The following is a 25,332-nucleotide window of genomic DNA, read 5'->3' as shown; positions in this document are numbered from 1 at the left end:
AAAGTAATTATCATCTTCTGGGAGGGCAGTTGAAATGAAACCAGTGATCTCACCGCTTAAGGCTGGCGACCACGGCGCGGACGTGGCGAATTTGCAGGCTGCGCTCCTGCTGCTGATCGATAAGGGCAGCATCCAGCTGTCGGAGGCCGAAGTCCAGACTTTCAAGAACCTGATCTCTCAGGAGCAGCAAGCCCAGATCTACAAGGATGGCACCTCTAAGGCGGTGGCGCTGTTTCAGCAGAAGCAGCACCTGGCGCAGTCAACAGGGACGGTGGATGCTCCCACGGCGGCCGCCCTCAATCAAATGCTGAAGGATCTAGGCGCGTTGGACGGCGCGCAGAATGGTCAGAGACCGCTGGTTGCCGGGCAGGTGGTGCAGGACGACCGCACTCCGTTCAGAGGCACGGTGATCCTGTTCTACGAGGCCGAACAGGGGAGCATCCGGCTGGGTGAAGATGTTACCGATCCTGAGGGACGCTACACCATCGGCTACGACTCAGGGCCGGGCCTCGATGGCGCGAAGCTGCGCGTGGCGGCCTTCGATCCCGATAACAGGCTGCGCGCCGACACGACGCTCGCGGCCACAAAGCCGGTTGAGATCGTCAACCTGACCGTGCCCCAGGAGGCGCCGTTCCATCTTGTCTCGGGTCAGATCTCCAGCCGTTCGCGGGCCGGGGTCGGTGGGCTGCGCGTTCAGATCGTGGATAAGAATGTTGGGGCGGACGTACAGCTTGCCGAGGTCGCAAGCGCCGGAGATGGGAGCTATCGCGCCGTCTTTTCTTACGCGGGTCCCAAGGCAAAGGCCGATCTGCAGGCGCGCGTGTTGCTGGGCGAGAAGTTCTTGGGTGCCTCAGAGGTGCGCTATAACGCCTCAAACGTCGAAATGTTGAACGTGGTCCTGCCCGCTGGCGCGGATGCCGCGCTGGCATCCGAGCATGAGACCCTGACCGGTACACTCTCCACCTATTTCCAGGGCAACCTGCGCGACCTGCAGGAGACCGATGAGCGCCAGGACATCACCTATCTCGCCAACAAGTCCGGCTGGGACGCCCGGGCCGTGGCGCTCGCCGCGCTGGCGGATCAGTTCAGTGCCAGGACCGTTCCGGCAGGTGGGGCGGCCCCGGCCATTGCGCCGGCCCTGTTCTATGCGCTCTTCCGCGCCGGGCTCCCCGCCAACGAGGACATTCTCTATCATACCGATGCCCAGACGCTGACGACGATCTGGAACCAGTCCGCTGAGCAGGGCGTGATCTCGCCCGCCACCACCGGTACGATTCCAGCGGCCGTGAGACAGTTCCATGCCCTCAGCGCCCAGAAGCTGCTGACCGGTCCCGCGCTGACAGGCGTGTCCTCGCTCAAGGATCTGCTGGCCTCCTCGCGCCTCACCGATGCCCAGCAGCAGCAGTTCGCCTCGCTCTACGCGGCCAACCGCAACGACTCGTCGGCCTTCTGGCAGGCCGTCGGCACGGCATTTGGACAGGACACCGTCCAGCGCCTGCAGCTGGATGGCAAGCTGGCTTTTCTCACTATCAATAATGCTCCGCTCATGCAGGCGCTGCATGGAATCGCCGGGAACCAGGGTCTGTCCGATCCGCTCCAACTGGCGCAGGCGGGCTATCACCGCGCGGCCAGCTGGAACGCTCTGTTGAGCGCGAACACTCCCATTCCGAATGAGATTCCGGGCGACACGCCGGAGGCGAAGCGGACCAACTACGCCGACTTCCTCGCAGCACAGGTGCGCCTGAGCTATCCGACGGCGGCGGTGGCGCAGATGGTCAAGAGCGGCGAGTTACCACTCACAGGCGCAGCTGCTGGTGTCTCTGACCAGGTGCACGCGTTTTTAACCGAGCAGCAAGGCAAATTCGAGATCGGCGTGCAACCGGTTGAGCAGTACATCGCCCGCAACAATGTGCAGGTCGCTGCCGAGACGGTCCAGCAGGTGAAGCGGCTGCAGCGTGTCTACCAGATCGCGCCGGGCGACCAGGCGATGATTGGGCTACTGAAGCGCGGGGTTGACGCAGCTTACCATGTGGTGCGCTACGACAAAGAAACGTTTGTGCAGAGCTTCGCGGCGGATATGGGTGGGGAAGATCATGCCGCGCTGACCTATGACAGATCGGTGCAGATCCATAATGCCGTGCTCAACATCACTCTCGGTTACTTACATGCGCGCACCGCACCCGCGATCGGTGTTCACAGTCCGCCCAGCGTTGTGGATCCCGCGCCTGCCAATACAGGTGATGTCATCGCTTCCGCGACGTTGGAGAGTCTCTTCGGCTCGATGGATTTCTGCGCCTGCGACCATTGCCGCTCCATTCTGTCGCCAGCCGCCTATTTGGTTGACCTGCTGCTCTTCCTGCATGCCGATGACCAGGAATGGAGTGATTTCTGCTCTAACTGGCGCGCTGGACATGGCGGCGCGCCCTATCCATTCGCCAGTCAGGATGCGTGGAACGTGGCGCATCAGCCGCAGGACACAGAGATCTCGCCGTTGAATATCCTGCTCTCGCGCCGCCCGGATGTCGAGCATCTCCCGCTGACCTGTGAGAACACAAACACCGCCCTGCCATACATCGACGTGGTCAACGAGACCATGGAATACTTTGTCGCCAACAGCCAGCACCCCCTCTCCCTGAATGGCTACCTCGGACACGACACGGATGAGAGCGCGTCTGAAGACCTGCTGGCAAGCCCGCAATTCGTAATCGGCGCGGCGTACACAACTCTGTATAACGAGCGCTTCCCGCTTCCATTGCCGTTTTCACAGCCGTTAGAGAACCTGCGCCGCTACTTCAATACGTTTGAGGTTCCGTTACCGCTGGCGATGGAGTCCCTGCGCAAGGCCGAAGACCTTGAGCGCGGCGCCAATGCCTATGGGTGGCGCGATATTCTGATGGAAGAGATCGGACTCACGCGAGCCGAATACGAGATCTTGACCGACTCCCACGCGGTTCCCTTGTGGCGGATGTACGGTTTCCCTGCTGGAACGGCGGACGACAATGTTATTACAGGCCTCTCCAATGCCAAACAGTTCACGCGCCGGATTGGCATTACCTACGCAGACCTGGTGGCTCTCCTCAGGGCCCGCTTCATCAACCCCAACAGCGACCTGATCCCGAAGCTGGAACGGCTGGGCGTTTCGTTCGCCTTGCTGGCTGAACTCAAAACAAAAAATGACGCCGCGACTGATGCCAGGTTCGATGCCCTGCTGGCGCAGCTTCCGCAGCCGCCCGATCCAGCTGAGTATGGTGGCGATATCAAGGGCTGGGTAAAACGGCAGGATAACTACGATCGCATCATGGCGATCATTACGCTCACCGATCCGACGGCGACTCCTGATGCATGTAATTTCGACAACCTCGAATTTCGCTATTCAAAACCGACGATGGGTGCTGGTGATACCTCTACCCGGCTCGGCGCCGTCGAATTTGTCCGCCTGCTGCGTTTCATACGCCTATGGAAAAAGACAGGCTGGACTATCGAGCAGACCGACGAGGCGATCTGCGCCCTCTATCCGCCGCCGACCTCTTCTCAGACTTTTGTGGATACGATCAATACAGTCGCCGGACTGGATACTGGATTCCTGACCCTACTCCCCCGCTTGGGCATAGTCACCCGCGTTATCAAAGCGCTGAACCTGGCGCCAGACCACGATCTGCCATCGTTGCTGGCGTGCTGGTCCGATATCAGTACCTGGGGCGGCACTGCGCTCTACCGCCAGATGTTTCTCAACCCGACGCTCTTGAAGCAAGATCCAGTCTTCGCCGATAACGGCTACGGGCAGTTCCTTACTGACACGGGAAAGAAACTGGCCGACCACGTCGAGGCGTTGCGGTCGGCATTCAACCTGAGCGCGCAAGAGTATGAGCTGATCGTCACAGCCCTCGGGTATAACGCAAACACGGCGCTGACGTTCCCCCATATCAGCGCGGTTTTCCGTCGGGGCTGGCTGGCTCGCACGCTGAAGCTCAGCGTACGCGAGTTCTTACTGCTTACGCAACTGACCGGACTCGATCCCTTTGCCGCGCAAGATCCGCCCCAACCCGTGATCTCGCAACTTATCGAGCTGGTGCAGTCGATGAAGGAGCGGGGATTCAGGTCCACCGCGGCACTGTATCTGATCTGGAATCAGGACTTGAGCGGCAAGTCCGCGCCCGACCCGGCGCAGGCCGCGGCCTTCGTCCGTACACTGCGTCTCGGCTTCGCCGCCGTCGAGGCTGCGTTCGCGGTCGTTGACGATCCCGATGGTGCTATCACGCAGGCCCGGATGGCACTGGTCTACGGCACCGATGCCGCCACGTTTTTCTTCGGCCTCCTTAACGGCACCCTGACGGTCGAGATTGAGTTTAGTGACCCGGACGGAACACTGCTATCGGATACTGTGCGACAGGCGATTGAGAATGCTGCGGGCAAGTCAGATGCTGGCATCCCTAGACTTGCCTACGACGATTTTCGCAAGCGACTCTCCTATGCTGGCGTGCTTACCGCCGAGACGCGGGACGCCATCAAGACAGCTGCTGGAAGCGGATCAGCGGCGTTCGCGACCGCCGTGGACAATTTGTATGATAAGAATCAATCTGTTATTAACCCGTTCTTCGCTCGCTACGCGGAACTGCAATCTCCCTATCATACCTATGTAGGAGATATCACCCACGCGGCAGCTGAAAAGCGCGCCGATCTTCTCCAGGCGATCCTGCCCGACCTGGTGCAGCGCGAGAAGCGGCAGCAGGCCCTGCAGATGGTGAGCGTGGCGGCAAACACAGACCTGGCGCGCGCGCAGGCGTTCCTTGATCCTGCCAGCTCTCCTTTCCCACTGCATGCTGCTAATCACAATGACCAGCCTGCGTTGAACGACTTTCTCGCGCTGCAAACGCAGGGACTCTCCGCGCGGTTTTACGCCAGCGACACCGCCACGGGGGCCGCGCTTCCGGCTCCCGACATCGCTCCCGAGCTTGATTATTCCCCGTTGGTCAGCGGGGTTGGCAATCCCTTGCCTGCGAATCCGACACCGGGGGCCCCCATCTCCGGCACCTGGCGCGGCTACCTTGAGGGGCCAGAGAGTGGATTCTTTAATCTGTATATCGAAGCGGATACCGGCGCGATCGTGACACTGGCGCTGGATGGCAGGCAAGTTCCCCTCATGCAGGAAAATACAGCAACGCCCTGGCATAACGCGCAGCCGCTGCAACTGCGTGCAGGAACACTCTACGAGCTCGATGTGACGGTCGAGAAGGTGCGCGACATCGTGCGCATGCAATGGGAGTGGGAGCCAAAGGGACAGGGACGCGGCGTTGTTCCCGCGCGCTATCTCTATCCGTCGGTGTGCTTTGACGCGTTCAAGGAAACCTACATTCGCTTCCTGAAAGCCGCATCCCTGACAGCGGACCTCGGCCTGACGACTGGCGAAATGGCCTACCTTGCCACCCGGCCTGATTACCGTATCAACGCGCAGGGACAGATCGATAGCAACGGTCAGAACTGGCTCAATGCCTTGCCAGATGCTGACAATCTTCACCTCGCCAATCCAGCGGACGCCGCCATCTCGCAGCACGTAAACGCCGCGCTGCTCACCCCTCTGCGCGCCCTGCTGGATTTTGCCCGCATCAAGGCGGACATCTCGCCCGGTGATGAGTCGTTCCTGGCTGCTCTGAAAGACCCGGTGACGGCGACACAGAACGCGGATAGCCTGCTCTTCACTATCACGCGCTGGAATCCAACGTCATTAAATGATGTGCTGGCCCATATTGGGGGCGACCTGGCTGGTCTGGGAAAGTTCGACCTGTTCCGCCGCGTGTATGCCGCTTTTGCACTCATTCAGAAGATGGGGATTTCCGCCCAGGCGCTGATCCAGGCAACCACGAACGAGCCAACCGGTGAGATGGTACGCACCCTGCAGGCCGCGCTGCGTGCCCGTTACGACGCCGGCAGATGGCGAGACATCATTCGGCCCATCAACGACGAGATGCGCGGCCTGCAACGAGACGCACTGGTCGCCTACATCCTTCACCAGATGCGGTCTCACCCTGACAGCGCCCACATCGATACGCCGGACAAACTGTTCGAATACTTTTTAATGGACGTGCAGATGGACCCCTGTATGCAGACCTCGCGTATCCGCCACGCGCTCTCATCGATCCAGCTTTTCATTGAACGCTGCCTGATGAACCTGGAGCCGCGCGTCTCTCCTGCCGCCATCAACGCCGGCCAGTGGCAATGGATGAAACGCTATCGCCTCTGGGAAGCCAATCGCAAGGTCTACCTCTACCCTGAGAACTGGCTGGAGCCCGAATTGCGAGACGACAAATCTCCCTTCTTCAAAGAGATCGAGAGCGAGCTCCTGCAAAGCGACATCACGGACGACTCCGCCACGGCTGCGCTCCTCAACTACCTGGCGAAGCTGGAGGAGGTCGCCAGATTGGAGCCGTGCGGCATGTACTATGTCGAGCCGACCAATGAACACGGCCAGGTCATCCACCTGGTGGCCCGCACGGCTGGTGCCCATCGCAAATACTACTATCGCCGCTACGAGTACGGGTACTGGACGCCGTGGGAACAGATCAAGCTAGACATCGAGGATAACCCGGTCATCCCTGTCGTCTGGAATGATCGGCTCCTGCTCTTCTGGTTGCGTCTCTTGAAGCAAGGGCCCGATGCGGGCAACGCGCCACCTCGCGGGAAGCGGCTCGCTGATCTCACGACGAATGACCTGCCGGGCAATCCCCAGGTCTCGGTTCAGGCCGTTCTCTGCTGGAGTGAATACTACAATGGCAAATGGCAGGCGGCGAAAACGTCGGACATCGCTCGTCCGACCACCTTGGATACATCCGTACCGGGCGTGTTCAATCGGGCCGCCCTGCGACTGGGCGTCGCGGTCGAAGAAGATACCCTGCGCGTCTACATTAAGGATGCACCGGTCCGCTTCTATATGCGTGGCCGAGATGGTCAGCTGCATTTCGTCGAAATGTGGCCCGGCTCGTTTCTCTTCTATAACACCCATAGCCTTCCGGTGCGCGGGGAGGATATCGTCGTTCCGGTTCCGCCTGCATCAGCGCCTGCGAGGCGGCGCGATCCTGCGGGAGACTACACGCGAGACCTTGCCTTCAAGTACAGTGATGGCACGGGACCAGACCTCGTGCGCGAGATTCTACAGACGCCGCTTCCCTTCGAGGTGATTACCCCAAAGCATGACCTGCGGGATAGCTGGGATGCGCCGTTCCTCTTCGCGGATAGCCGTCATGTCTTCCTGGTCACGACCCAGGAGCAGTCGGTGTGGATTCGCAATTATGGAGGGTACGGCATCCTTGAGCCTCCTGGCTTGCTGCAAGCGGCGCAGATCCCACCGCTGGTCGTGCAAACCGCGCCGCCTCCGAAGCCAAAGTTCTGGGGTGATGGTGGCCCGATTGGATCAGATTCTGGCGTGATAGACCCGGTGTCGATGCAGCGCTTTGTTACCGAGGACGCCTATATCCGCCAGGGGCTGGGAACCACGCGCAACGTGAGCTATGGTGATCGGCAGATCGGGCCCGCGGGCGAGATTGCTAATGGTAGCGTCTAGAGATAAAGGAAGGTAAACCGATGGCAAACAACAGAATCAATGTCGGCTTTCATGATATGTTGATAGCGAACCTTGAGAACTCCATATCACGTATCCATATGGACACGCAGTTTACCTATACCTTCGAGAACTTTTTCCACCCATTCGTCGGCGAGCTGATCGCCAGACTGAACCGGGACTCGCTGCCCGGCATGCTGGACGCTACATGGCAGGACGGACTCAAGCAAGACTTTTTCAATGCCCTCTACAATCCCGCTGAGAACAAACTTGCTCAGGTGAGATCCTTCCCGAAGGAGATCGATGTCTCCGAGCAGGGGTCGTATGCGAACTACAACTGGGAATTGTTCTTTCATATCCCCCTGACGATCGCCGTACATCTGAGTAAGACACAGCGCTTTGAGGAGGCGCAGCGCTGGTTCCACTATATCTTCGACCCGACCTCAAACGATCAGAGTGTTGACCCACCGCTGCGCTTCTGGAAGTTTCTGGCCTTCCGCAGAGCAGATGGTGGCAAGCGCATCGAAGATATCATCCGGCTGCTGAGCACGCCGCGCTCTGAGCTGTCGCCCGGCGATCAGCTGAGCCAGGACGATATTATGCAGGGGTATGATGCCATCCGTGATAAACCATTCCAGCCCCATGTGGTAGCGCGAACGCGCCACCTGGCCTATCAATACTGCGTGGTGATGAAGTATCTGGACAACCTGATAGCCTGGGGCGACAACCTGTTCCAGCAAGACACGGTAGAATCCATCAACGAGGCGACGCAACTATATGTGCTGGCCGCCAATATCCTTGGAGAGCGTCCGCAGCAGATCCCGCCTCCTGGGAAGGTCGGGGCCAGAACCTTCGCCCAACTCAGGAAGGGACTCGGCCCAATTGGCGATGCGCTGGTGGACCTGGAAAGCCAGTTCCCGTTCAATCTTGCCGCTCCAGATGCGGGAACTGATGGCGGCGATGCCGGGGATGCGAACGCGCTCTTTGGCATCGGGCGTACGCTCTACTTCTGCATTCCGCGCAACGACAAGCTGCTGGGCTACTGGGATACCGTCGCCGACCGGCTCTTCAAGATCCGCCACTGCATGAACATCGCGGGCATCGTGCGCCCGCTCGCCCTGTTCGATCCGCCTATCGACCCCGGCATGCTGGTCAAAGCGACGGTGGCCGGGATCGACATCGGCAGCATCATCAGTGGATCCAACCAGCCCATCGGACCTCTCCGCTGCTTGATCCTGATTCAGAAGGCTCTGGAACTCTGCGGTGAGGTACGCGGCCTTGGTAATGCTCTCCTTGCCGCGCTTGAGAAGGGCGACGCCGAACATCTCGCGCTTGTACGCCAGCGCCACGAGATTCAGATCCAACAGATGGCGCGCGACGTACGCTTTTTGCAATGGAAGCAAGCTCAGGAGGCCACGGAAGCATTGCTCTACAGCCGCGCTACCGTGCTGGAACGCTACCAGTATTATCGACGCTTGCTCGGGCTCAGCGTAGACAACGCTGATGTACCCGCAGCACTGCCCATCGATCGGCGCGAACTGACCGAGAACAACTTCGATGAGGCCTACGCCGCGCTGGTGGACCAGTATGCCAGGGCGGTGCCAGCGCAAGGGTATCCAAACCTGATCCGTGCACCGGAGCTGGTGTCGGACCTGGTCGCCTTGCAGCTGTCAACCGGCAACCTCTATCTCAATCTGTACGAATTCCTGGATCTCAATGTCCTGGGACCGGCTGCCCTGGCCCTGCGTTCAGCCGCCTCCGCGCTGCATACGACCACATCAGCGCTGGCATTTGTGCCAGACACCTTTATTGATATGTTGCCTTTAGGTACTGGTGGACACACGGCCGTGGTTGGAGGGAGTGAATTCGCCAACGCTGGACGGTCGGCGGCGGACGCACTGAACGAGCTCGCGTCCATCTCGGAATTCGCGGGCGGCTATACCTCAAAGACAGCGGGCTACCAGAGAAGAGCCGATGAATGGATCTTGCAGCACAATCTGGCAGCTCGCGAATTGCAGCAGCTTGGTCGGCAGATCCTCACCTCGCTCATCGCAGAACAGATCGCCTACCACGATTACCAGAGTACACAGCAGCAGATCGCCAACGCGCAGGAGGTAGACCAGTTCCTGCACGACAAGTTTACCAACGAAGACCTCTATCTCTGGATGCAAGGTGAGCTCGCGCGGCTCTACTACGAATACTACCGCTTCGCGTTTGATACCGCGCGGAAAGCCGAGCGCACAATGAAGCAGGAACTGATGCGCCCCGAAGTGGATGCGCAGGACTTTGTCAAATTCAACTATTGGGATGGTGGACGCAAGGGCTTACTTTCTGGTGAGGCGCTCTATCTTGATATCAAACGAATGGAGATGGCATATCACGAGAACAACAAGCGTGAGATTGAGCTGACCAGGCACGTGTCGCTGCGCCAGCTCAACCCGGTCGCGCTGCTCAGTCTGAAGGCAACTGGTACGTGCCAGGTGACGATCCCCGAATGGCTCTACGACCTCGACTGCCCCGGCCACTATATGCGCCGTATCAAGAACGTCGCTCTGTCCATTCCATCGATTGTCGGGCCCTATACCAGCGTCAACTGCACCCTATCGATCTTAAAGAGCAGCCTGCGCAGGTCTCCTCTCGGCCAATACGAGCGGCAGGGAGCCGAGGACGACCGTTTCGTCGATTACAGCGGCGCGGTGCAGTCCATCGTCACCAGCGGAGCCAGCAACGACGATGGTATGTTCGAGACCAATCTGCGTGATGAGCGCTTTCTCCCCTTCGAGGGTGCGGGCGCCGAGAGCACCTGGAAGCTGGATCTACCTGTAACCTATCCAGCGTTTGACTACGCGACCATCTCGGATGTGATTCTGCACATTCGCTACACGGCCCGCCAGGGGATTGATCCCACGAAAGTGAAAGAGGCGCTCGCTAGCCTGTTCAGCCAGAGCGAGCAATCCAATCTGGCCCTGCTCTTCAATCTACGCTACGATTTCCCTTCCGAATGGTCAGCGTTTGTCAACGGCACGGCCAGCTTCACCGCTATTATTCGCAGGGACTACTTTCCGTACTTCACGCAGGGCCAGCCAATCAAAGTCACCGGTTTTGATCTCTATGGGCAGGACATGACCAGGCATGCCGGAGTTAGCGATCCGGATACGGCGACGACCGATCTTGCGCAGCATGCTCAAATGACGCTTTCGCTCGCAGCGGACAACCCATCTGACCCGCATCCCGTTCTGACACGCACAGCCAGCGCCCAGGTCTTCCTGATCGTGCGTTACGCCCTCGGTACGTAACACCAGGAAGGTGAGACCGTTGTGCTCAATATAGCGGCATCGGAAACGAAGATCGTAGGTGCCGGGCTTGCCCCGGCTTTGCTGCGCAGCGGTCTTGTGCCTGGGTGCCCGGGCGCGCACGTTCCACCAATGATAACCATCTCTCCTCTCAAAGGGGCGCCAGCGTGTTATGTTAAAAGTATTGGGTCTTGCGCCCGATTTGCCTTCGCGCATGTCAACAACCACCCCAAAGGATCATGTTTTTACACGTACCGATGAGATCCCCTCGACAGGAGTTCTCCCCCAATTGGGGGAGAACAAAAATCCCATGCTCAAGTGATGGCATGTACTTCCCCTTTCAGTATCATATGCAGCGAGGCAGATCCACTATGCACATCTCAGTTGCCCTCTTGTGAATGGTGCCTTGAAAGGAGCAGTATACCAGAGCCTATTATTCACCTTGACCATCTTTCTCGTTCTTTTGTACGGTCAAAGCACCGCTCTCCCACCTGGAACGGTGGGATCGCCGTCGCGATCTGGTAGGCATCTGGAACTGGGGGACGCGGTTGCTCGTGCGCGCTTGTACTGTCTGTCGCTCATCTAATGTAAAGGGAAAATATATGTCGTCAACGTTGCATATTTCACCTGCCCTCCTCGTGATGGCTACCGTGGTAGCCATCTTTGTTGTTGTGCTTCCCTTCATACTCGGGAGCATTGCTCACAAGAAATTTGCTGTCGGCTGGAAATACTTCTGGTTTGGTGCTCTTGTGATGCTGGTATCCCAACCACTGACGCGTGTACCCCTGATTGAAGTACTCCAGAGTACGGTGGTGGCTCCTTTGTTGCACACCTCGATTACGTTCACCTGGATCTGGGTGGTGATCCAGGCTGTGACTGCTGGGCTTTTTGAGGAAGGTGGACGCTACATCGGATATCGTCTTTTCATGAGCCGGGAGCCAAAAACGTGGGCGAAAGCGGTGATGTATGGCCTGGGACACGAGGGTCTGGAATCGGCGCTGCTTGGTGGAGGGCTCCAGATACTACTCCCGCTGCTCAGTGTTGCCCTCCTCTCCGCCATCAATCTCAACAGCCTGCCAGAGACTTCGAGACAGGCCGCCATCCAACAAATCGCGTCTGTCAATGCGATGCCCTTTTGGTCTCCTTTGCTGGTAGCCTGGGGACGACTGTGGAGTTTCCCGCTGCAGGTAGCGCTTTCCGTGATGGTGTTGCAGGTGTTTCGCCAGCGCCAGAGACGCTGGTTCTTTCTGGCCGTTCTCTTCCATACCCTGATTGATTTCCTCACCCTTGCCCTTCCACAGGCATTTGGTCAAAGCACAGCTATCCAACTGGTACTCAATGGAATACTTTGTGTGTTCGGGATCATTGGGATATGGATCATCCGGCGTTTGCGCAAGCCATCGAATCAGGCCCGTGCGAAAGAAGAGAGCACACCCTTCTAATTCATACAATTCATCTCCAAATTGGAGCAGGGCTATTTAAAAGTAGCGCATATTGGGGTCAAGGGGTGGCTAGCTCCTTGCTGGGTGCGGGCGATCATGTCCCCGCTCACTCCTTCCTTCCCACCGCCGCAGGCGGCAAGAAAAGACTTTTAAATTGCCGTGAAATTGGAGGGGGTCTGTTTACAAAGAGACCAGAAGAAGGATATGATCAAGAGATAGATTTTTTCTGGAGACACCATCTCTGAATCTTGCAACGAGTCCGGCATAGACGGGAAAGCACGATGCACAACACAACACATCAGCACAAGTACAGTGATTCTACTACAGCACTGGACACAGCGAGTTCACCGCTCAGCACCGTTCTCTATCTAGGTCTGAGTTCCCTTCTGACCAGCGCAGTGGCACTGGGATGCTTTTCCTGGCTGGCTCATCTGCGCGTCCCGCTGCTCTCCGTGGGGATCATCGCCCTGGCAACAGCAGTTGTCTGCGGGTTCCTCTGCACGCTCAATCTTCAGTATAGCCTCTATCTGCTCGGAATGACGCTCTCACGTCTCGCCCACGATCGGCTTCACCTGGCAGGTGATAAGCGCGATAACCTCCCCTGGCTCGCACGCTGGCCGCTCGGCTACTTATTCCTGCGCGCGCGGGAGGTCGAGCAGCGTATTCAGCGCTACCGCACCAATGAACGGCTCACGGTCGATGTGCGCGAGCAAGCCCTGCAGCAAGCACGTGAAGCAGCAGCTCTGGCAGAACGCAACCGCATTGCCCGAGAACTGCACGATTCCATCAAACAGCATCTCTTTGGGATCAACGCCAGTGCGGCAGCGGCCAGGGCGTACTGGCAACGTGAGAACCTGGAGAGGGCGCGTGCATCCATTGAAGATATCGAGCGTAGCGCTCAAGGAGCGCAAGTGGAAATGCAGGCGCTCTTACAACAACTGCGCCCTGCGCCACTGGAGAACACTAGTCTGATTGAAGCCCTGCACATTCAGGCACAGGCCCTCGGCTTCCGCACGGGAGCGCAGGTCCAGGTGGATCTTGCCGCCTTACCGGAAGATTGCATCCTGCCCGGCACGCAGGACGCAATCTTCCGCTTAGCCCAGGAAGCCTTCGCGAACATTGCCAGGCACGCGCGAGCACAAACGATCTGGCTCTCAATGCGCACGATTGGACAGAAACTGTGCATCACGGTACGCGACGATGGTCAGGGCTTTGATCCGGCACGCGTGCGCAGCGGTATGGGTCTGGCAAACCTGCGTGAGCGAACGCGCGCGTTGCATGGGAGGGTGGAAATCAACAGCCAGCCAGGTCAAGGCACGAGTGTGCTGATCACCATCCCATTGTTGGAGGCTTTGCGCAGCCCTGAGGAAGAGGCCCACCAGCGGTACGAACTGGCGCGTGCGGAGGAACTGGCCAGGCGTGGCTATCGGCTCTGTGCAACCGCCTCCTTCCTGGGAACGGCCCTGGGATGGGTCGGCATCGTCAACGGGTGGTGGAACACCTTTTTGGGCCTGAGCGTGTTAGGGGCGTTTCTAGTAACGCTTGTTGGCTTTGCCCGCGGCATATGGTATCGTACCAGAGTGACATCGAGCGCGGGTCGGGAGAGCCGGACCGCGTTGGAACTCGTGCCAGAACACTATCGTGTGAGCCTGGGCCTGCTGCTCCCAGTCGCCCTGGGAGTCCTCTATCTCGTCAGAGTTGTTGGGCCTCTGGGTACCACTCCCACCCTCTGGCTCTTCGCTGGTACTGTGCTCTGCCTGGGTGGACCAATCCAGGTGTTGCTCTGGCACTATGTGCAAGGGATGAAGCGGTATTACCGCCTGCTCTCTCCTGAAGAACTCGTCAGGGAGTTGGAAAGGCGCCAACAATGGTTTGTCCGCGCACTGATCATCTGGAGCATAGTCAGCGTGGTCGGTCTAATCTTCGCCCGTTCCTTGTTCGTGCTGCCTCCAATCACCCCGGCGCAGCAAAACGCAGATGGGATGGCGCTCATCTTGCTTTTGGGCGCAGTGAACACTGTGTGGAACTATCGGCTCATCCGGTTCTTGAGACACCGGCGCAGCCGGTGTATAAACGACCAATCAGCTCAAGCAAAGGGGGAAGAAAACAATGGCTGAACCGATTCGTGTGGTTCTTGTGGACGATCATCAGGTCGCGCGCCATGGCCTGCAGAGCTACCTCAGGGCGTTTGAGGATCTGGAGGTGGTGGGTGAGGCCGCCAGCGGTGAGGAGGTACTGCAAAAGATTGAGGCGTGGATGCCCGATGTCGTAGTCATGGACCTGCTCATGCCTGGTGGCATCAATGGCATCGAGACGATCAAACGGGTTCGCGCGTTACTCCCCCACACACACATTGTCGCCCTGACCAGCTCCACCGATGACGCGCTGGTGGGTGCGGCACTGCGAGCCGGGGCCATTGGCTATGTACGCAAAGATACCAGGCTGGAGGATCTGCTCGCCTCCATTCGTGCGGCTGCACGTGGTCAATCGCTGCTCGATCCCACCGTAGCCAGGCTGGTCATGCAAGAGCTGACCCGCGTGGGCAAACCCGGTGTGGAACTGACCGAGCGCGAACAAGAGGTGCTACGCCAGCTTGCACTCGGTCGCACCAACCAGGAGATCGCCGAAGTCCTGATGGTCAGCAACGAGACCGTGAAAACCCATGTGGGCAACATCCTGACCAAGCTGCAGTTGGCTCACCGCACCCAGGCGGTAATTTACGCTCTGAAGAAAGGGCTGATCTCCCTGGATGAGATTGACTTGCCGTGAGTACAGCAAAACACTCTGTGTGATGTCTCTGTGATGATCTATATCCAGCGGCAAGGGGTTGTTCATTCACTAGGAAAGGCCTTGCTGCGATCATAGGCTTCTTCATGCGTTAAGACCCCATAGATCAGATGAACCAACTTGCGCATCACCGCCACAATGGTTTACTTTTTTTCTGCCCTCGCGCGTGCAACTGCTGTGCGCATGCTTTCATCGCCGGATCCCACCGTTTGTTGCTCAAGGCACACATGTACAACCAGTTGCGCACCTGCGGTGACTCTCGTTGATCGATCGGAGCCAGCGGCATCATTGGTGCAATGCAGCCGAAAGCGAGGCTAGCACATCGCGCAACATCCCCTTGAATGGAGGATTGACAGCAATGCGTTGCCCGGTACGGGTTGCATCCTCTACGTCGAGCAGCATCCACTTCATCTGCTGGCTAAAACGTTCGAGTTGATGAAACTCGTCATGCCCGGGCCGGGTCGAAATGTGAGCCGCGAGCGCGGTGACATTATCGCAGATACGCTGGTTATACGTGACAAGTATGTGGAGGCGCTCAATTTCATTCTCAGTGGCTTTTTGTTCGCTCAACATGCGCTGGAAAGCCGCCGCCGCGTTCACGTTCTGCAAATGCGCGCCTTTGCTTGCCCGCCGTACCGCTTCCAGTTCGGTCTGCTTGTTGCCGCCTGCCATATAGGCCGCGAGAACACTAGCAATGTATGCTCGGTTGGCCAGGATAGTACGCCCCATTTGTTGGGGAAGACGCTCACGCTCCCACAGAGGCCAGAAGAGATAGCTAGCCAGGATGCACATACCGCCGCCAGCCAGCGTCGTGGCGATGCGAATGAGGGGCACTAGCCCGTGTTCCGGCATAGTCAAGTCGAGCATTATGATAATGAAGGTCGTGAAAAACAGAATGAAGACGGTATTATTGCCCTCCTGATAGGAGAAGCACAAGAATGACAGGACGATTAACACTGGAAAAAAGAGAAAACTTATGTGTAGAGCAGTTATCAGCAGCATTCCCAGGATGGCGCCGATGACGGTTCCCAGAATTCTTTGAACTGTTTGCTCACGCGTCGAGCCATAATCAGGTCTCAGGATAAAGAGGATGTTCAATGCGATCCAACTACCATCGGGGATGCGCAGCAGTTTGGCGATTGCTACCGCAGCGGCTGAGATAGTCGCCAGGCGCAGGGCATGACGCAAGGTAAACGAGCGCAGTGTCAGGTTGTCTTTGAAGAGCGAGACCCGTTCTCGTACAACGGCATAGAGCGCGTTGCAGGAGAAATTGCCTTTGCTTGTTGCACCGGCCTGAAGCATTTCCTTCAAGATCTCCTGGTCGTCCGATTGCATGAGAAGATCGCGTGTCTCGCCGATAAGCTCACCCATACGTTTGAGCAGATTTGCCAGTTTGCGCGTGTTAACGAGACGTAATGAGAGCCACGCATGGACTAGCGAGTGCTTGGGTTCGAGTGGGTCTCCCAGTTTGCGCGTATTGGCGAGCGCGTAATAGTCTTTCTCCAACTGTGGAAGTGAATTGCGTAGGACATACTCCTGAGTTTCGATGGTATACAGAGAGCGCTCCAGGGTTTCTGGCCGGAGAGCCTGTTTATTGCCTGCAATAGTGTGCGCCAATTGTTCGAGGATCTTCGCACACTGCTCCATTGTCTGTGCAAATGCTGGCTGCTCGCCTTGATGATAGTTATGTGTGCGTGCCACCGCCAGTTCTTCGGCGAGGGCAATCACGGCTTCCATGATAGAGTCGGCCCTGAGAACAAGCATCAATAGGAGGTAATTGAAAGGATGAGCGCCCAAGCGCTGAGAGCGCTGACCAGCAACGATATGGTGAGCCTTATCGTGGGCCCCCTGCAAGCGTGCCCGTTCTTTCTTGACCTCTTCATTCCAATGCTGCTCCAGTTCTATATGGCTGGCTTTTCGTAGCAGAGCACTCACCGCCTGATAGTATCCGCTCACCGCCTGGCGTGCGGGGTGAAAGGGGCGGAAAGGCCAGAACCAGAGAGAGACTGCCAGAGACCAGGCAGCACCAATGATGAAGAGGAGCACGCGCATCCAGGCCACTCCTATGCTCGCGGGCTGACCCATAACGAGAATGAAGACTAAAGTGGTGGAGAAGCCGACTTTACCCGCCAGATGGCCATAGATACCAAGCATGCTACCGAAAAAGGCCAGGGCGAACATGAGGAGCGTTACCAGCCAGGGATTAGCTCCTGTGATAGTCGCAATCAGGGCCGTAACGGCCATGCAGATGGCTGCGCTGAACATGGATATGGCACGGTTCTGATACGCCCCACCCACATCCGCGAAAGCGACGCCGAGCGCGCTAAGGAGGGCCATAACGCTTAACGCGAGATGAGCTGTGAGCACGCCAATGAGAAGGGGTACCACGACGATAATAGTCATGCGCACGCCGCTCCGCCAGGCGGCAGTATCAAGGGTAATCATTGTACGAATATATGCATGGGTCGCGTTCGGTGCATGCTTATGGTGAGGCTTTAAGAAGGAGAGGAGCATAGGATTTATCATCACTTTCAGGTACGCTTTACAGGTTACAGGTCACAGGCCCCTGATCACACAGGCCGCCATAAACCACAAGCGGAGTTATGCAATAATATATGCACTTATATACATATATTGATAGAAACAAGAGCACGAGAATAAATATGTTTTCTTCGCAATGCATCGCCTGTTTCTCTTGAGAAGAATATACCACTGCTTTTTAATACCGTCCAATATATAGTATGATATCTATCTCATATATTAGATAATATTAAAAAGGAGAGAAACCATGGAGCTCTTGCAGCTCAAATATTTCCTGACAGTTGCACGATTGGAGCACATGACCCGTGCAGCGGATGAGTTGGGGATTGCCCAACCCCCTCTCAGCCAGACTATTGCTCGCCTGGAGGAAGAGTTGGGCGTGCCTTTATTTGATCGTCTGGGACGAAACATTCGCCTGAATCACTTTGGTCGGGCTTATGTCCAGCGTGTTGAGCGGATATTCGAGGAACTTGAGCAGGGTAAGCGTGATCTTAGCGATCTCGCGGGTGGCAGGCAAGGACAGGTTGGGCTAGCGATGGATGTAGCAACCCACCTGCTTCCAGACCTGCTCAGTGCCTTTCGCAAAGATCATCCGGGGGTTCATTTTCTGCTGTCGGGGCACCAGGTCAATACCGCCACCAGCCTGGCGCCGCAACTTGCCAGGGGAACATGTGACCTGTATATTTCCTCTCCTCCACTCCAACAGCCAGGCATCACCAGCGTTTCCCTGTTGACCGAGGATATCTGGCTTGTTTTGCCCTCGACCCACCTGTTAGCCCGGCGCTCCCAAATTCGTCTGCAGGAGGTTGCCCAGGAAGCCTTTATCAGCATGAAGCCAGGGCACAACTGGCGCGAACTGACCGATAGCTTCTGCCAACAGGCTGGCTTTCGTCCCAGGATCGTTTTTGAAAGTGACGACCCCTCGACGATCCGAGGATTGATCAAAGCGGAGCAAGGAATCGCTTTTGGGCCGGCGATTTCCGGGAGCAGATTGGCCGATCCTGCCGTTATACAAATGCCGATTTCAGAGCCAATGTGTCAGCGTACGATTGTCCTTTCCTGGCTGACCGATCGCCCTCTCTCGATGGCGGCACAGCAATTCCGCCAGTTTGTCATCGATTATTTTGCTCGCCTCTCCCTGGCATGATGCGCTGGTTTGTATAATCACTTCCACAAAGAATTGTACACCCTCGTTTCTGGCATCTCTAGGACTCTTTTGGGAGAGAAACTGTTGCCTGGCTTCCCTATGATGTTGTATGTTGTTTCGCCTGGTGATAGCGGCGGCTAGAACGCGCCCTATCCATACAGGCCAGGCTACACCAGCGGCGCGTGGCACTTCTGGTTGTGTCATAGAAGAAGAGGATGCAGCGCTCATTTTCGCAGCGGTGCAGACGCTTTCTCTCGCCCTGGCTGATAAGAGATAAGGCGGAAAGGGCGATGGGCGCTAACACCAACCCTTGCGTTGTATTTGTCGTACGAACCATGGGTACCAGGTCTCCCTGCGCGCTATATTCTAGAGCAGTGTAGTTGGTTCTCAGGACAGCGTTGAGCACGCTTATATCTGCCATCTCTGGCGTCTTTTCCGCCACCAGCGCATCAAAGATGGCCCGTAAGGCCGTGCGGAGCGTTTTGAGCGCATCCAGCAATGCCTGATCATACACCGTTGTGTCCTCGTTTGTGCCGCTGCCCCCATCGAGTTCCGGATGGTGTTGGCAGGTTGCTTGCCACCAGTGCACGACATCCTGCGGTGTGGTGAGAAGATCGTGCCGCTGCCCTCGTCTCATGACCTCTGTGTTCACCAGGTCCAGGGCGAGCATCTCCCCTTGAAAGATCAATGGTTTGTCGTCCTGTGTTTTTCTTTGCTCGGCATGACTCATAGCTATTTCCTCCTCCATCTATTATCCAATACTATTTGCCTCTTGACAAGGATATATTTTCGGGCTATGCTCTGTATATCCAAGTCAAATATGATTTAGATATGGATATTTCATAACAGCTCATCAGCGTTTTTAGAGAGGAATTTCAATGTCCAGCATTACACCCGCCTTTCAGACCGGCCACATTGGCCTCAATGTGAGCAATCTCGAACAATCAAAGCACTTCTATCAGAGCATTTTTGGGTTCTCTGTGACCTGGGAGTCACACGAGGCAGGGCGCCGTTATGCCTTCCTCTCTGATGGGCAACAGCTCGTGCTCACACTTTGGGAGCAGAGCGAGGGCACCTTCGCGAAGGACCGTCCGGGGCTTCATCACCTCTCGTTTCGCGTCAGCAGTATCGACGACGTTCATGTTTTCGAGGAACGGCTGAAAAATCTTCAAGCCCATGTGCTCTACGATGGGGTCGTCCCTCATGGTGAAGGAGAAGATTCGGGCGGCCTCTTCTTCGAGGATCCCGACGGCATTCGATTGGAAATCTTTGCCCCCAGCGGAGCCAGCAAGAATCCTGCCCCGCATGCTTCAGCTCCCACCTGTGGTTTCTTTTAGGACAGCATCCCTGGCATGAAAAAAGGATTGAACATGATAGCATATCATTCAGGAGAGCTTGAGGTACAAATTCGCGCGGGCGTGCAAACCGGGGCGGTTCGGATCAACAAAGGTATCCGTGAGACGATCCCTGTGATTGCACAGACGTTCTTGCGCGAACAACGCATGGTGGTGGTTAGTAGCGTCGATCAGGAAGGGCACCTATGGGCATCGTTGCTGACTGGAAAACCAGGCTTTCTACAGACACCAGATGACCAGACTGTGGAGATCAGGGCGGTTCCTCGACCGGGTGATCCGCTCGCCACGTCCCTTCGCGTAGGAGCAGCCATAGGAATGATCATGATCGACTTCGCGACACGCAGGAGGATGAGGGTGAATGGCCGGGGGAAAAATACTCAGAATGGAATAGTCGTTCATGTGGAACAGGTCTATTCCAACTGCCCCAAGTATATCCAGGCTCGCGCGCTGGTCACAGAAGACAGCAACGAGCAGCCTGTTCCCACGGCAGGTGTTGCGCCAGCAGCTCACATGCAAGAGCTGACTGGCGAGCAGCGGTCCTGGATAGAGCGGGCCGATACTTTTTTTGTGGCGAGCAATCATCCAGCGGGTGGATCTGATGCCTCGCATCGTGGCGGCCCTCCCGGGTTTGTGCGTGTGGAGAGCGCCACCCGGCTGGTCTTTCCTGATTACGCGGGCAATCAGATGTTCCAGACCCTGGGTAATATCAGTGTCCAGCCGCATGCTGGCCTGCTCTTTCTGGACTTCGAGAGCGGCGATACCCTCCAACTCAGTGGCCAGGCACATGTGATCTGGGAAAGGGAGAGAGTGGCGGCGTTTCCAGGAGCCCAGCGCCTGCTGGAGTTTACTATTGAAGAAGCCATAGAGACACGGCACGCTGTTCCACTGCGCTGGCAGCTGATCGAGTATTCACCTTTTTTGCCTGATGTCACCCCTCAAGATACCCCAGCCTCCTTGAGTACCATCTATGAACAATAACGTTATGTGCTGAAATTCATAGCCCTCCTTCTTGCTCAGGTTGGTTTGCAGTTCGACCTTTGGGTGTAGTATACTTCTGCGTGTTGGGGATTGGGAGTGGATGGAATACCCAACGGCAAGGGAAGAAAACGATGCCTAAACCATTAGTCCATGCACTCATCTGGTCACACGAGCACAAACACTACACCCTCTATAGCCACGGCCAACCCGAGCAGGATTTCCTTCCAGAAGACCAGTCGGCATTTGTTCACTGGTTGGACGGACACACTGCTTTTGCCTTTCTTGGGCAAGCAGGAAGAATCTCGGTCCTCAAAGAAGCTCGCTCGCGTGGAAGCGGCTATTGGTATGCCTATTGCACGCACCATCGCCGCACCCGCAAGCGCTATCTCGGACGGACGCAGACCCTCTCACTGGCCCGCTTAGAGGAGACCGCCAGGATGCTCTGGCCCGAACAGAAGCCTGCGCACGCGACTTCCCAGAGGATTGTATCTCTTTCCAGTAAGCTCTCCCTGCCACGTTTGCCGGATGCATTGGTGGAGCGCGAGCGCTTGCTTGCTGTCCTTGACGAAGCGCTTGCTACCAGGCTCTTCCTGGTCTCCGCGCCGGCAGGTTTTGGCAAAACGACGTTGCTGGCGACCTGGGCCAGTCGGCGAAAGAGCCAGGTTGCCTGGCTCTCGCTAGATGAGCTGGACACGACGCCGACGCGCTTCTGGGTCGCGCTTATCGCAGCCTTGCGCCATTGCCCCAGCATTTCCTCAAGCTTTGGAGCGAGCCCGATAGTGTGGCTTGAGTCCCCCCAACCGCCACCACTGTCCACTGTGCTCACGGCGTTGCTCCAGGAATTGGAAGACGGCGGGGGGTATGCTGCCCCCATCGTGTTGATTGTGGACGATTATCAGGTGATCGGCGATCCAGCCATTCACGAGGACATGCGCTTCTTCCTGCAACACCTGCCTGCGCACGTCCATCTGATCCTCTCCAGCCGCATAGACCCGGATCTGCCCCTTGCACGCCTGCGGGTGCGCGGCCACCTGACTGAGATCCGTGCAGACGAACTGCGCTTTGCAGAGGGGGAGGCGAGCCAGTACCTGGGCCATCTGCTCTCCCCTGCGCTCGAAGCCGACGAGGTGCGCAGGCTGGTGAGCCGGACCGAGGGCTGGATCGCTGGCTTGTATCTGGTCGCGCTCACCCTGCAGAAACGCTCAGATCGCGCAGCCTATCTTGAGACGTTGACCGGCAGTCAGCGCTATCTCCTGGATTACGTGCAAGAGGAGATCCTGGCCCGTCTACCTGAGCGCGTACGTGACTTTTTGCTTCACTGTTCCATCCTCTCACACCTGGATGCCGCCGTGTGCCAGGCCGTAACCGAATCACCGACCAGGGCGGCCAGTCAGCAGAGGCTCATGTTCCTGGATCGGGCCAATCTCTTTGTGGTGCCTCAGGATGAGGAGCGGCGCACCTACCGGCTGCATGATCTCTTCCGCGAAGCCCTGCTCTCGGTTCTCCACACCAGCCAACCTGAGCTGGTGCCGCTCTTGCACCAGCGGGCCGCTGCCTTTTATGTGGCCCAGGAGCAATGGTACGAGGCCATTCCCCATGCGCTTGCCGCTGCTGACTACTCCATGGCAGTACGATTGATGGAGCAAACCGTTGAGCAATTCTGGCTGCGTGGGGAGGCTGAGACGATAGCTCGTTGGGTGCTCGCGCTGCCCCAACCGCTCGTGCACGAGCACGCTCGCCTGCTGCTCACGACTGCCCTCTACCTCCTCAACACGGTCACACAGACGACCCGCGAGCAGCGGGCCAGGGTCTACCAGCAAGCACAGCAGCTCATGGCGCGTGTCGAGAGTTCCTTGCCGCTCCATGTGGACGAAAACAGCCACCTGACTGTAACCACCCGTACCTGTACGGATGGTGTTCTTTCCGCCGAGGCTCAGGAGGTGAGGTTTTATCGGCGCCTGCGCCTGTTACACGCAGAGATGGCTTGCTATGAGGCAATGGCCATATGGGAGTATGGGCGTTTAAGCGCTCTGTATCAAGAGATCCAGGAGCTTGACCAGGATGAGGAGGTCATCTGGCACATCTTTCCGCTCCTCTGCCGGTTCCTCCTCCACTACTGGGATCGGCAAGAGGGGGCGGTGCTTGTGCCGCAACTGCTCTCCGCAAAGCAGCGGGTGAGCCAATCGGCAAGCCTCTATGCGATCACCAGGGTCAGGGAATGGTTGGCGCTCTCGCATGTGGAGGCAGGACACCTGCGCCTGGCCTATCAGGAGAGCTTGGATACCCTTGACCTGGTTGAACAGATCGCGGGCTATGCCCCGCTGAAAGGATTTCTCCAGATCTGCCTGGCACTTGTGTTCTACCAGTGGAACCGTCTGGAGGAAGCACACAGATTGCTGTACACAATCGTGCAGGACGCCACAGCCTGGCCGCATCTGAATGTGCTCGGAATGGGATACGCCTGCTTAATCCAGGTCGAACTCGCCAGGGGTGAGTGGTCGCTCGCCGAGCTGGCGTTGCATGATCTGGAGCAGTTGGTAGAGTGCGAACGCTATTGGACCTACTCAGACTGGCTATTGACGCTGCGAGCCCAATGGTGGCTGGCGCAAGGACAGCTCAAGGAGGCGTCTGACTGGGTGAGTGATGTCCTTTTTCCAGAGGAACCGTGGAACAGGAACCTCTATGACGCCTTCCCGATCGTGATCCGCGTGTATTTCGCGCAGCGTCGCTTTCGCGAGGCATTGAACTTGCTGGAACGCTGGAGCGGACACCTGGATCGGCCGGATAATGTCAGGATCACCATAACATATCTAACGCAGTTGCTGGTAGCGCTGCACCAGGCAGACCAGCACAAGCAGGTACGCGTGATCGCGGAGCGCCTCTTTGCTCTCACGGAGCCAGAAGGCTACCTGCGCGTGTACCTGGATGAAGGCGAACCGATGAGGGAGGCGCTCCAGGCGCTGTTCACCCCACGTTCCCAGCAATCTGAATGGGCAGTCTCTACCAGGGCTTTCATCGCAAAGCTGCTCGCTGCCTTCGAGCAGGAGCAGTCGGACGAGCACAGATCACTGGAGGGGGCACCCACATCCGAGCATGCACCTTCCTCGGTCCAGCAGTCATCGGCCATCCCTTCTGTGTCGGGGATTTCCCTGACCAGGCGAGAACAGGAAGTCCTGCGCTTGTTGGCAGCTGGAACCTCCAATCAGGATATCGCTCAGACCCTGGTGATTTCCCTGGACACCGTCAAGAAACATGTCAGCCACCTACTCGGCAAACTGGGAGCGAGCAGCCGCACACAGGCAGTAGTCCTGGCGCGTGCCCACTCGCTGCTCTAGCCTCCCGTTCTCCCCAACAGGGTGTTATCCTGCCTTTCAAAACTCCTCCTTTTCTTCCACTTTTGAGGGCTGTGTTGGAGGACACGCCCATCTATACTTTCCCCATAAGCAGAGCACTCCACTGAGACAGAGGAGGAGGCCGATGTACTACCGCGTTCGCATCCAGCAACATCTGGAGCCATCCTGGCAAGACGTGTCTGGGGAAATTGCACATCGAGCAGCAGGAGACTGGCGCCACGCGGCTCTTAAGAGTGCTGCCGGATCAGTCGGTGCTCTATAGGGTGCTCTTACAGCTTATCGGGCCTGGCCTGGTGCTGCTCTTGCTTGAAACGAGCCAGGTGGAAGGTGCGTGAGCAGGCACGAGAACGCCCGTGAAAGACAGATGGTGTGCGCATGACTCCGAGGAGTCATGGCGATTGAAGCACTTAGATGAAGGAGAAAATCAATGAGCAATGTAGAGAGTATTGTTGATCGCTTCGAGATCGAGGCGCTGCGCGGCGAGTTTACTGACGCGGTGATGATGCGTGACCCCGACCGCCTGGCGTCGCTGTTCACCGAGGACGGCGTGTGGCGGATACCCCCCATTGTCGAACTCACTGGCCGGGAGCAGATCCGTGCCGGGAGCAAGCGGTTGCAGGGGCAGTGGGACTACTTCGTGCAAACGACGCATCCAGGCACGATCCAACTGGAGGGTTCCACCGCGGTCGGTCGGGCCTACATCAGTGAGCTCGCGCGCCTGCGCGACGGCAGGTCCGGGCTAAACTACGCCGTATACCACGACCGCTACCAGCGCACTGAGGACGGTTGGAAGTTCGCCGAGCGCGTCTACGAGGTCAGATACCTTGACCACACACCGCTTGCGGGCTCGGTGCCCCAGGCAACGGAGAAAACAAGGGAATAAG

13 protein-coding genes are annotated in these 25,332 nt (G+C 57.5%); 11 read left to right on the top strand and 2 right to left on the bottom strand.

Features of this window, described 5'->3' with window-relative positions; genetic code table 11:
- The first annotated feature begins 34 nt into the window (after window positions 1-34).
- From AABA21_RS04825 to AABA21_RS04805, 5 genes are all read left to right on the top strand, one after another.
- Window positions 35-7,555, top strand: a complete 7,521-nt coding sequence (locus tag AABA21_RS04825) for a neuraminidase-like domain-containing protein (protein WP_338247858.1) — start codon at window positions 35-37, stop codon at window positions 7,553-7,555.
- 20 nt (window positions 7,556-7,575) lie between these two features.
- Window positions 7,576-10,848, top strand: a complete 3,273-nt coding sequence (locus AABA21_RS04820; RefSeq protein WP_338247857.1) for a Tc toxin subunit A-related protein — start codon at window positions 7,576-7,578, stop codon at window positions 10,846-10,848.
- A gap of 599 nt (window positions 10,849-11,447) precedes the next feature.
- A complete protein-coding gene (locus AABA21_RS04815) occupies window positions 11,448-12,287 on the top strand; it encodes a YhfC family intramembrane metalloprotease (protein ID WP_338247856.1) in 840 nt (279 codons plus the stop codon).
- A gap of 281 nt (window positions 12,288-12,568) precedes the next feature.
- Entirely contained in the window at window positions 12,569-14,404 is a 1,836-nt protein-coding gene (locus AABA21_RS04810; protein ID WP_338247855.1) for a sensor histidine kinase, read from the top strand.
- Window positions 14,397-15,056, top strand: coding sequence for a response regulator (locus tag AABA21_RS04805; RefSeq protein ID WP_338247854.1), 660 nt, complete (start codon window positions 14,397-14,399; stop codon window positions 15,054-15,056). Before AABA21_RS04810 ends, AABA21_RS04805 begins: the two co-directional genes overlap by 8 nt.
- Before the next feature lie 303 nt (window positions 15,057-15,359).
- On the opposite strand, the gene AABA21_RS04800 is transcribed toward AABA21_RS04805, so the two are convergent.
- Window positions 15,360-17,600, bottom strand: a complete 2,241-nt coding sequence (locus AABA21_RS04800; RefSeq protein ID WP_338247853.1) for an FUSC family protein — start codon at window positions 17,598-17,600, stop codon at window positions 15,360-15,362.
- Between the two features lie 262 nt (window positions 17,601-17,862).
- On the opposite strand from AABA21_RS04800, the gene AABA21_RS04795 reads away from it, so the two are divergent.
- Window positions 17,863-18,762 (top strand): LysR family transcriptional regulator, encoded by a 900-nt coding sequence (locus AABA21_RS04795; protein WP_338247852.1) that lies wholly within the window; start codon window positions 17,863-17,865, stop codon window positions 18,760-18,762.
- Between the two features lie 97 nt (window positions 18,763-18,859).
- On the opposite strand, the gene AABA21_RS04790 is transcribed toward AABA21_RS04795, so the two are convergent.
- Window positions 18,860-19,492 carry a CGNR zinc finger domain-containing protein gene (locus tag AABA21_RS04790; RefSeq protein WP_338247851.1) on the bottom strand — a complete coding sequence of 211 codons (633 nt, stop codon included), beginning with the start codon at window positions 19,490-19,492 and terminating at the stop codon, window positions 18,860-18,862.
- Window positions 19,493-19,640: 148 nt separating this feature from the next.
- Here AABA21_RS04790 and AABA21_RS04785 point away from each other — a divergent pair, with 148 nt between their 5' ends.
- The 5 genes from AABA21_RS04785 (at window position 19,641) to AABA21_RS04765 (ending at window position 25,331) form a co-directional block, all read left to right on the top strand.
- Complete coding sequence (locus AABA21_RS04785) at window positions 19,641-20,099, top strand: VOC family protein (protein ID WP_338247850.1); 459 nt, start codon at window positions 19,641-19,643, stop codon at window positions 20,097-20,099.
- A 33-nt stretch (window positions 20,100-20,132) separates the two neighbouring features.
- Window positions 20,133-21,095, top strand: coding sequence for a pyridoxamine 5'-phosphate oxidase family protein (locus AABA21_RS04780; protein ID WP_338247849.1), 963 nt, complete (start codon window positions 20,133-20,135; stop codon window positions 21,093-21,095).
- Between the two features lie 131 nt (window positions 21,096-21,226).
- Window positions 21,227-24,430: a winged helix-turn-helix domain-containing protein gene (locus AABA21_RS04775; protein WP_338247848.1), complete on the top strand. Its 3,204-nt coding sequence runs from the start codon at window positions 21,227-21,229 to the stop codon at window positions 24,428-24,430.
- Window positions 24,431-24,636: 206 nt separating this feature from the next.
- On the top strand, window positions 24,637-24,783 hold the full coding sequence (locus tag AABA21_RS04770) for a hypothetical protein (protein WP_338247847.1): 147 nt from the start codon (window positions 24,637-24,639) through the stop codon (window positions 24,781-24,783).
- 92 nt (window positions 24,784-24,875) lie between these two features.
- Window positions 24,876-25,331, top strand: a complete 456-nt coding sequence (locus AABA21_RS04765; RefSeq protein WP_338247846.1) for a YybH family protein — start codon at window positions 24,876-24,878, stop codon at window positions 25,329-25,331.
- Window position 25,332: the final 1 nt, after the last annotated feature.

Source organism: Dictyobacter halimunensis, from assembly GCF_036245075.1.
This window is presented reverse-complemented; position numbering and strand designations above follow the sequence as displayed.

Excerpts from the sequence above, each read along its gene's own strand:
- AABA21_RS04785 (WP_338247850.1), top strand. The coding sequence starts at position 19,641 with ATGTCCAGCATTACACCCGCCTTTCAGACCGGCCACATTGGCCTCAAT.
- AABA21_RS04815 (WP_338247856.1), top strand. The coding sequence starts at position 11,448 with ATGTCGTCAACGTTGCATATTTCACCTGCCCTCCTCGTGATGGCTACC.
- AABA21_RS04795 (WP_338247852.1), top strand. The coding sequence starts at position 17,863 with ATGGAGCTCTTGCAGCTCAAATATTTCCTGACAGTTGCACGATTGGAG.
- AABA21_RS04820 (WP_338247857.1), top strand. The coding sequence starts at position 7,576 with ATGGCAAACAACAGAATCAATGTCGGCTTTCATGATATGTTGATAGCG.
- AABA21_RS04825 (WP_338247858.1), top strand. The coding sequence starts at position 35 with ATGAAACCAGTGATCTCACCGCTTAAGGCTGGCGACCACGGCGCGGAC.
- AABA21_RS04810 (WP_338247855.1), top strand. The coding sequence starts at position 12,569 with ATGCACAACACAACACATCAGCACAAGTACAGTGATTCTACTACAGCA.
- AABA21_RS04800 (WP_338247853.1), bottom strand. The coding sequence starts at position 17,600 with ATGATAAATCCTATGCTCCTCTCCTTCTTAAAGCCTCACCATAAGCAT.
- AABA21_RS04805 (WP_338247854.1), top strand. The coding sequence starts at position 14,397 with ATGGCTGAACCGATTCGTGTGGTTCTTGTGGACGATCATCAGGTCGCG.
- AABA21_RS04765 (WP_338247846.1), top strand. The coding sequence starts at position 24,876 with ATGAGCAATGTAGAGAGTATTGTTGATCGCTTCGAGATCGAGGCGCTG.
- AABA21_RS04775 (WP_338247848.1), top strand. The coding sequence starts at position 21,227 with ATGCCTAAACCATTAGTCCATGCACTCATCTGGTCACACGAGCACAAA.
- AABA21_RS04780 (WP_338247849.1), top strand. The coding sequence starts at position 20,133 with ATGATAGCATATCATTCAGGAGAGCTTGAGGTACAAATTCGCGCGGGC.
- AABA21_RS04790 (WP_338247851.1), bottom strand. The coding sequence starts at position 19,492 with ATGAGTCATGCCGAGCAAAGAAAAACACAGGACGACAAACCATTGATC.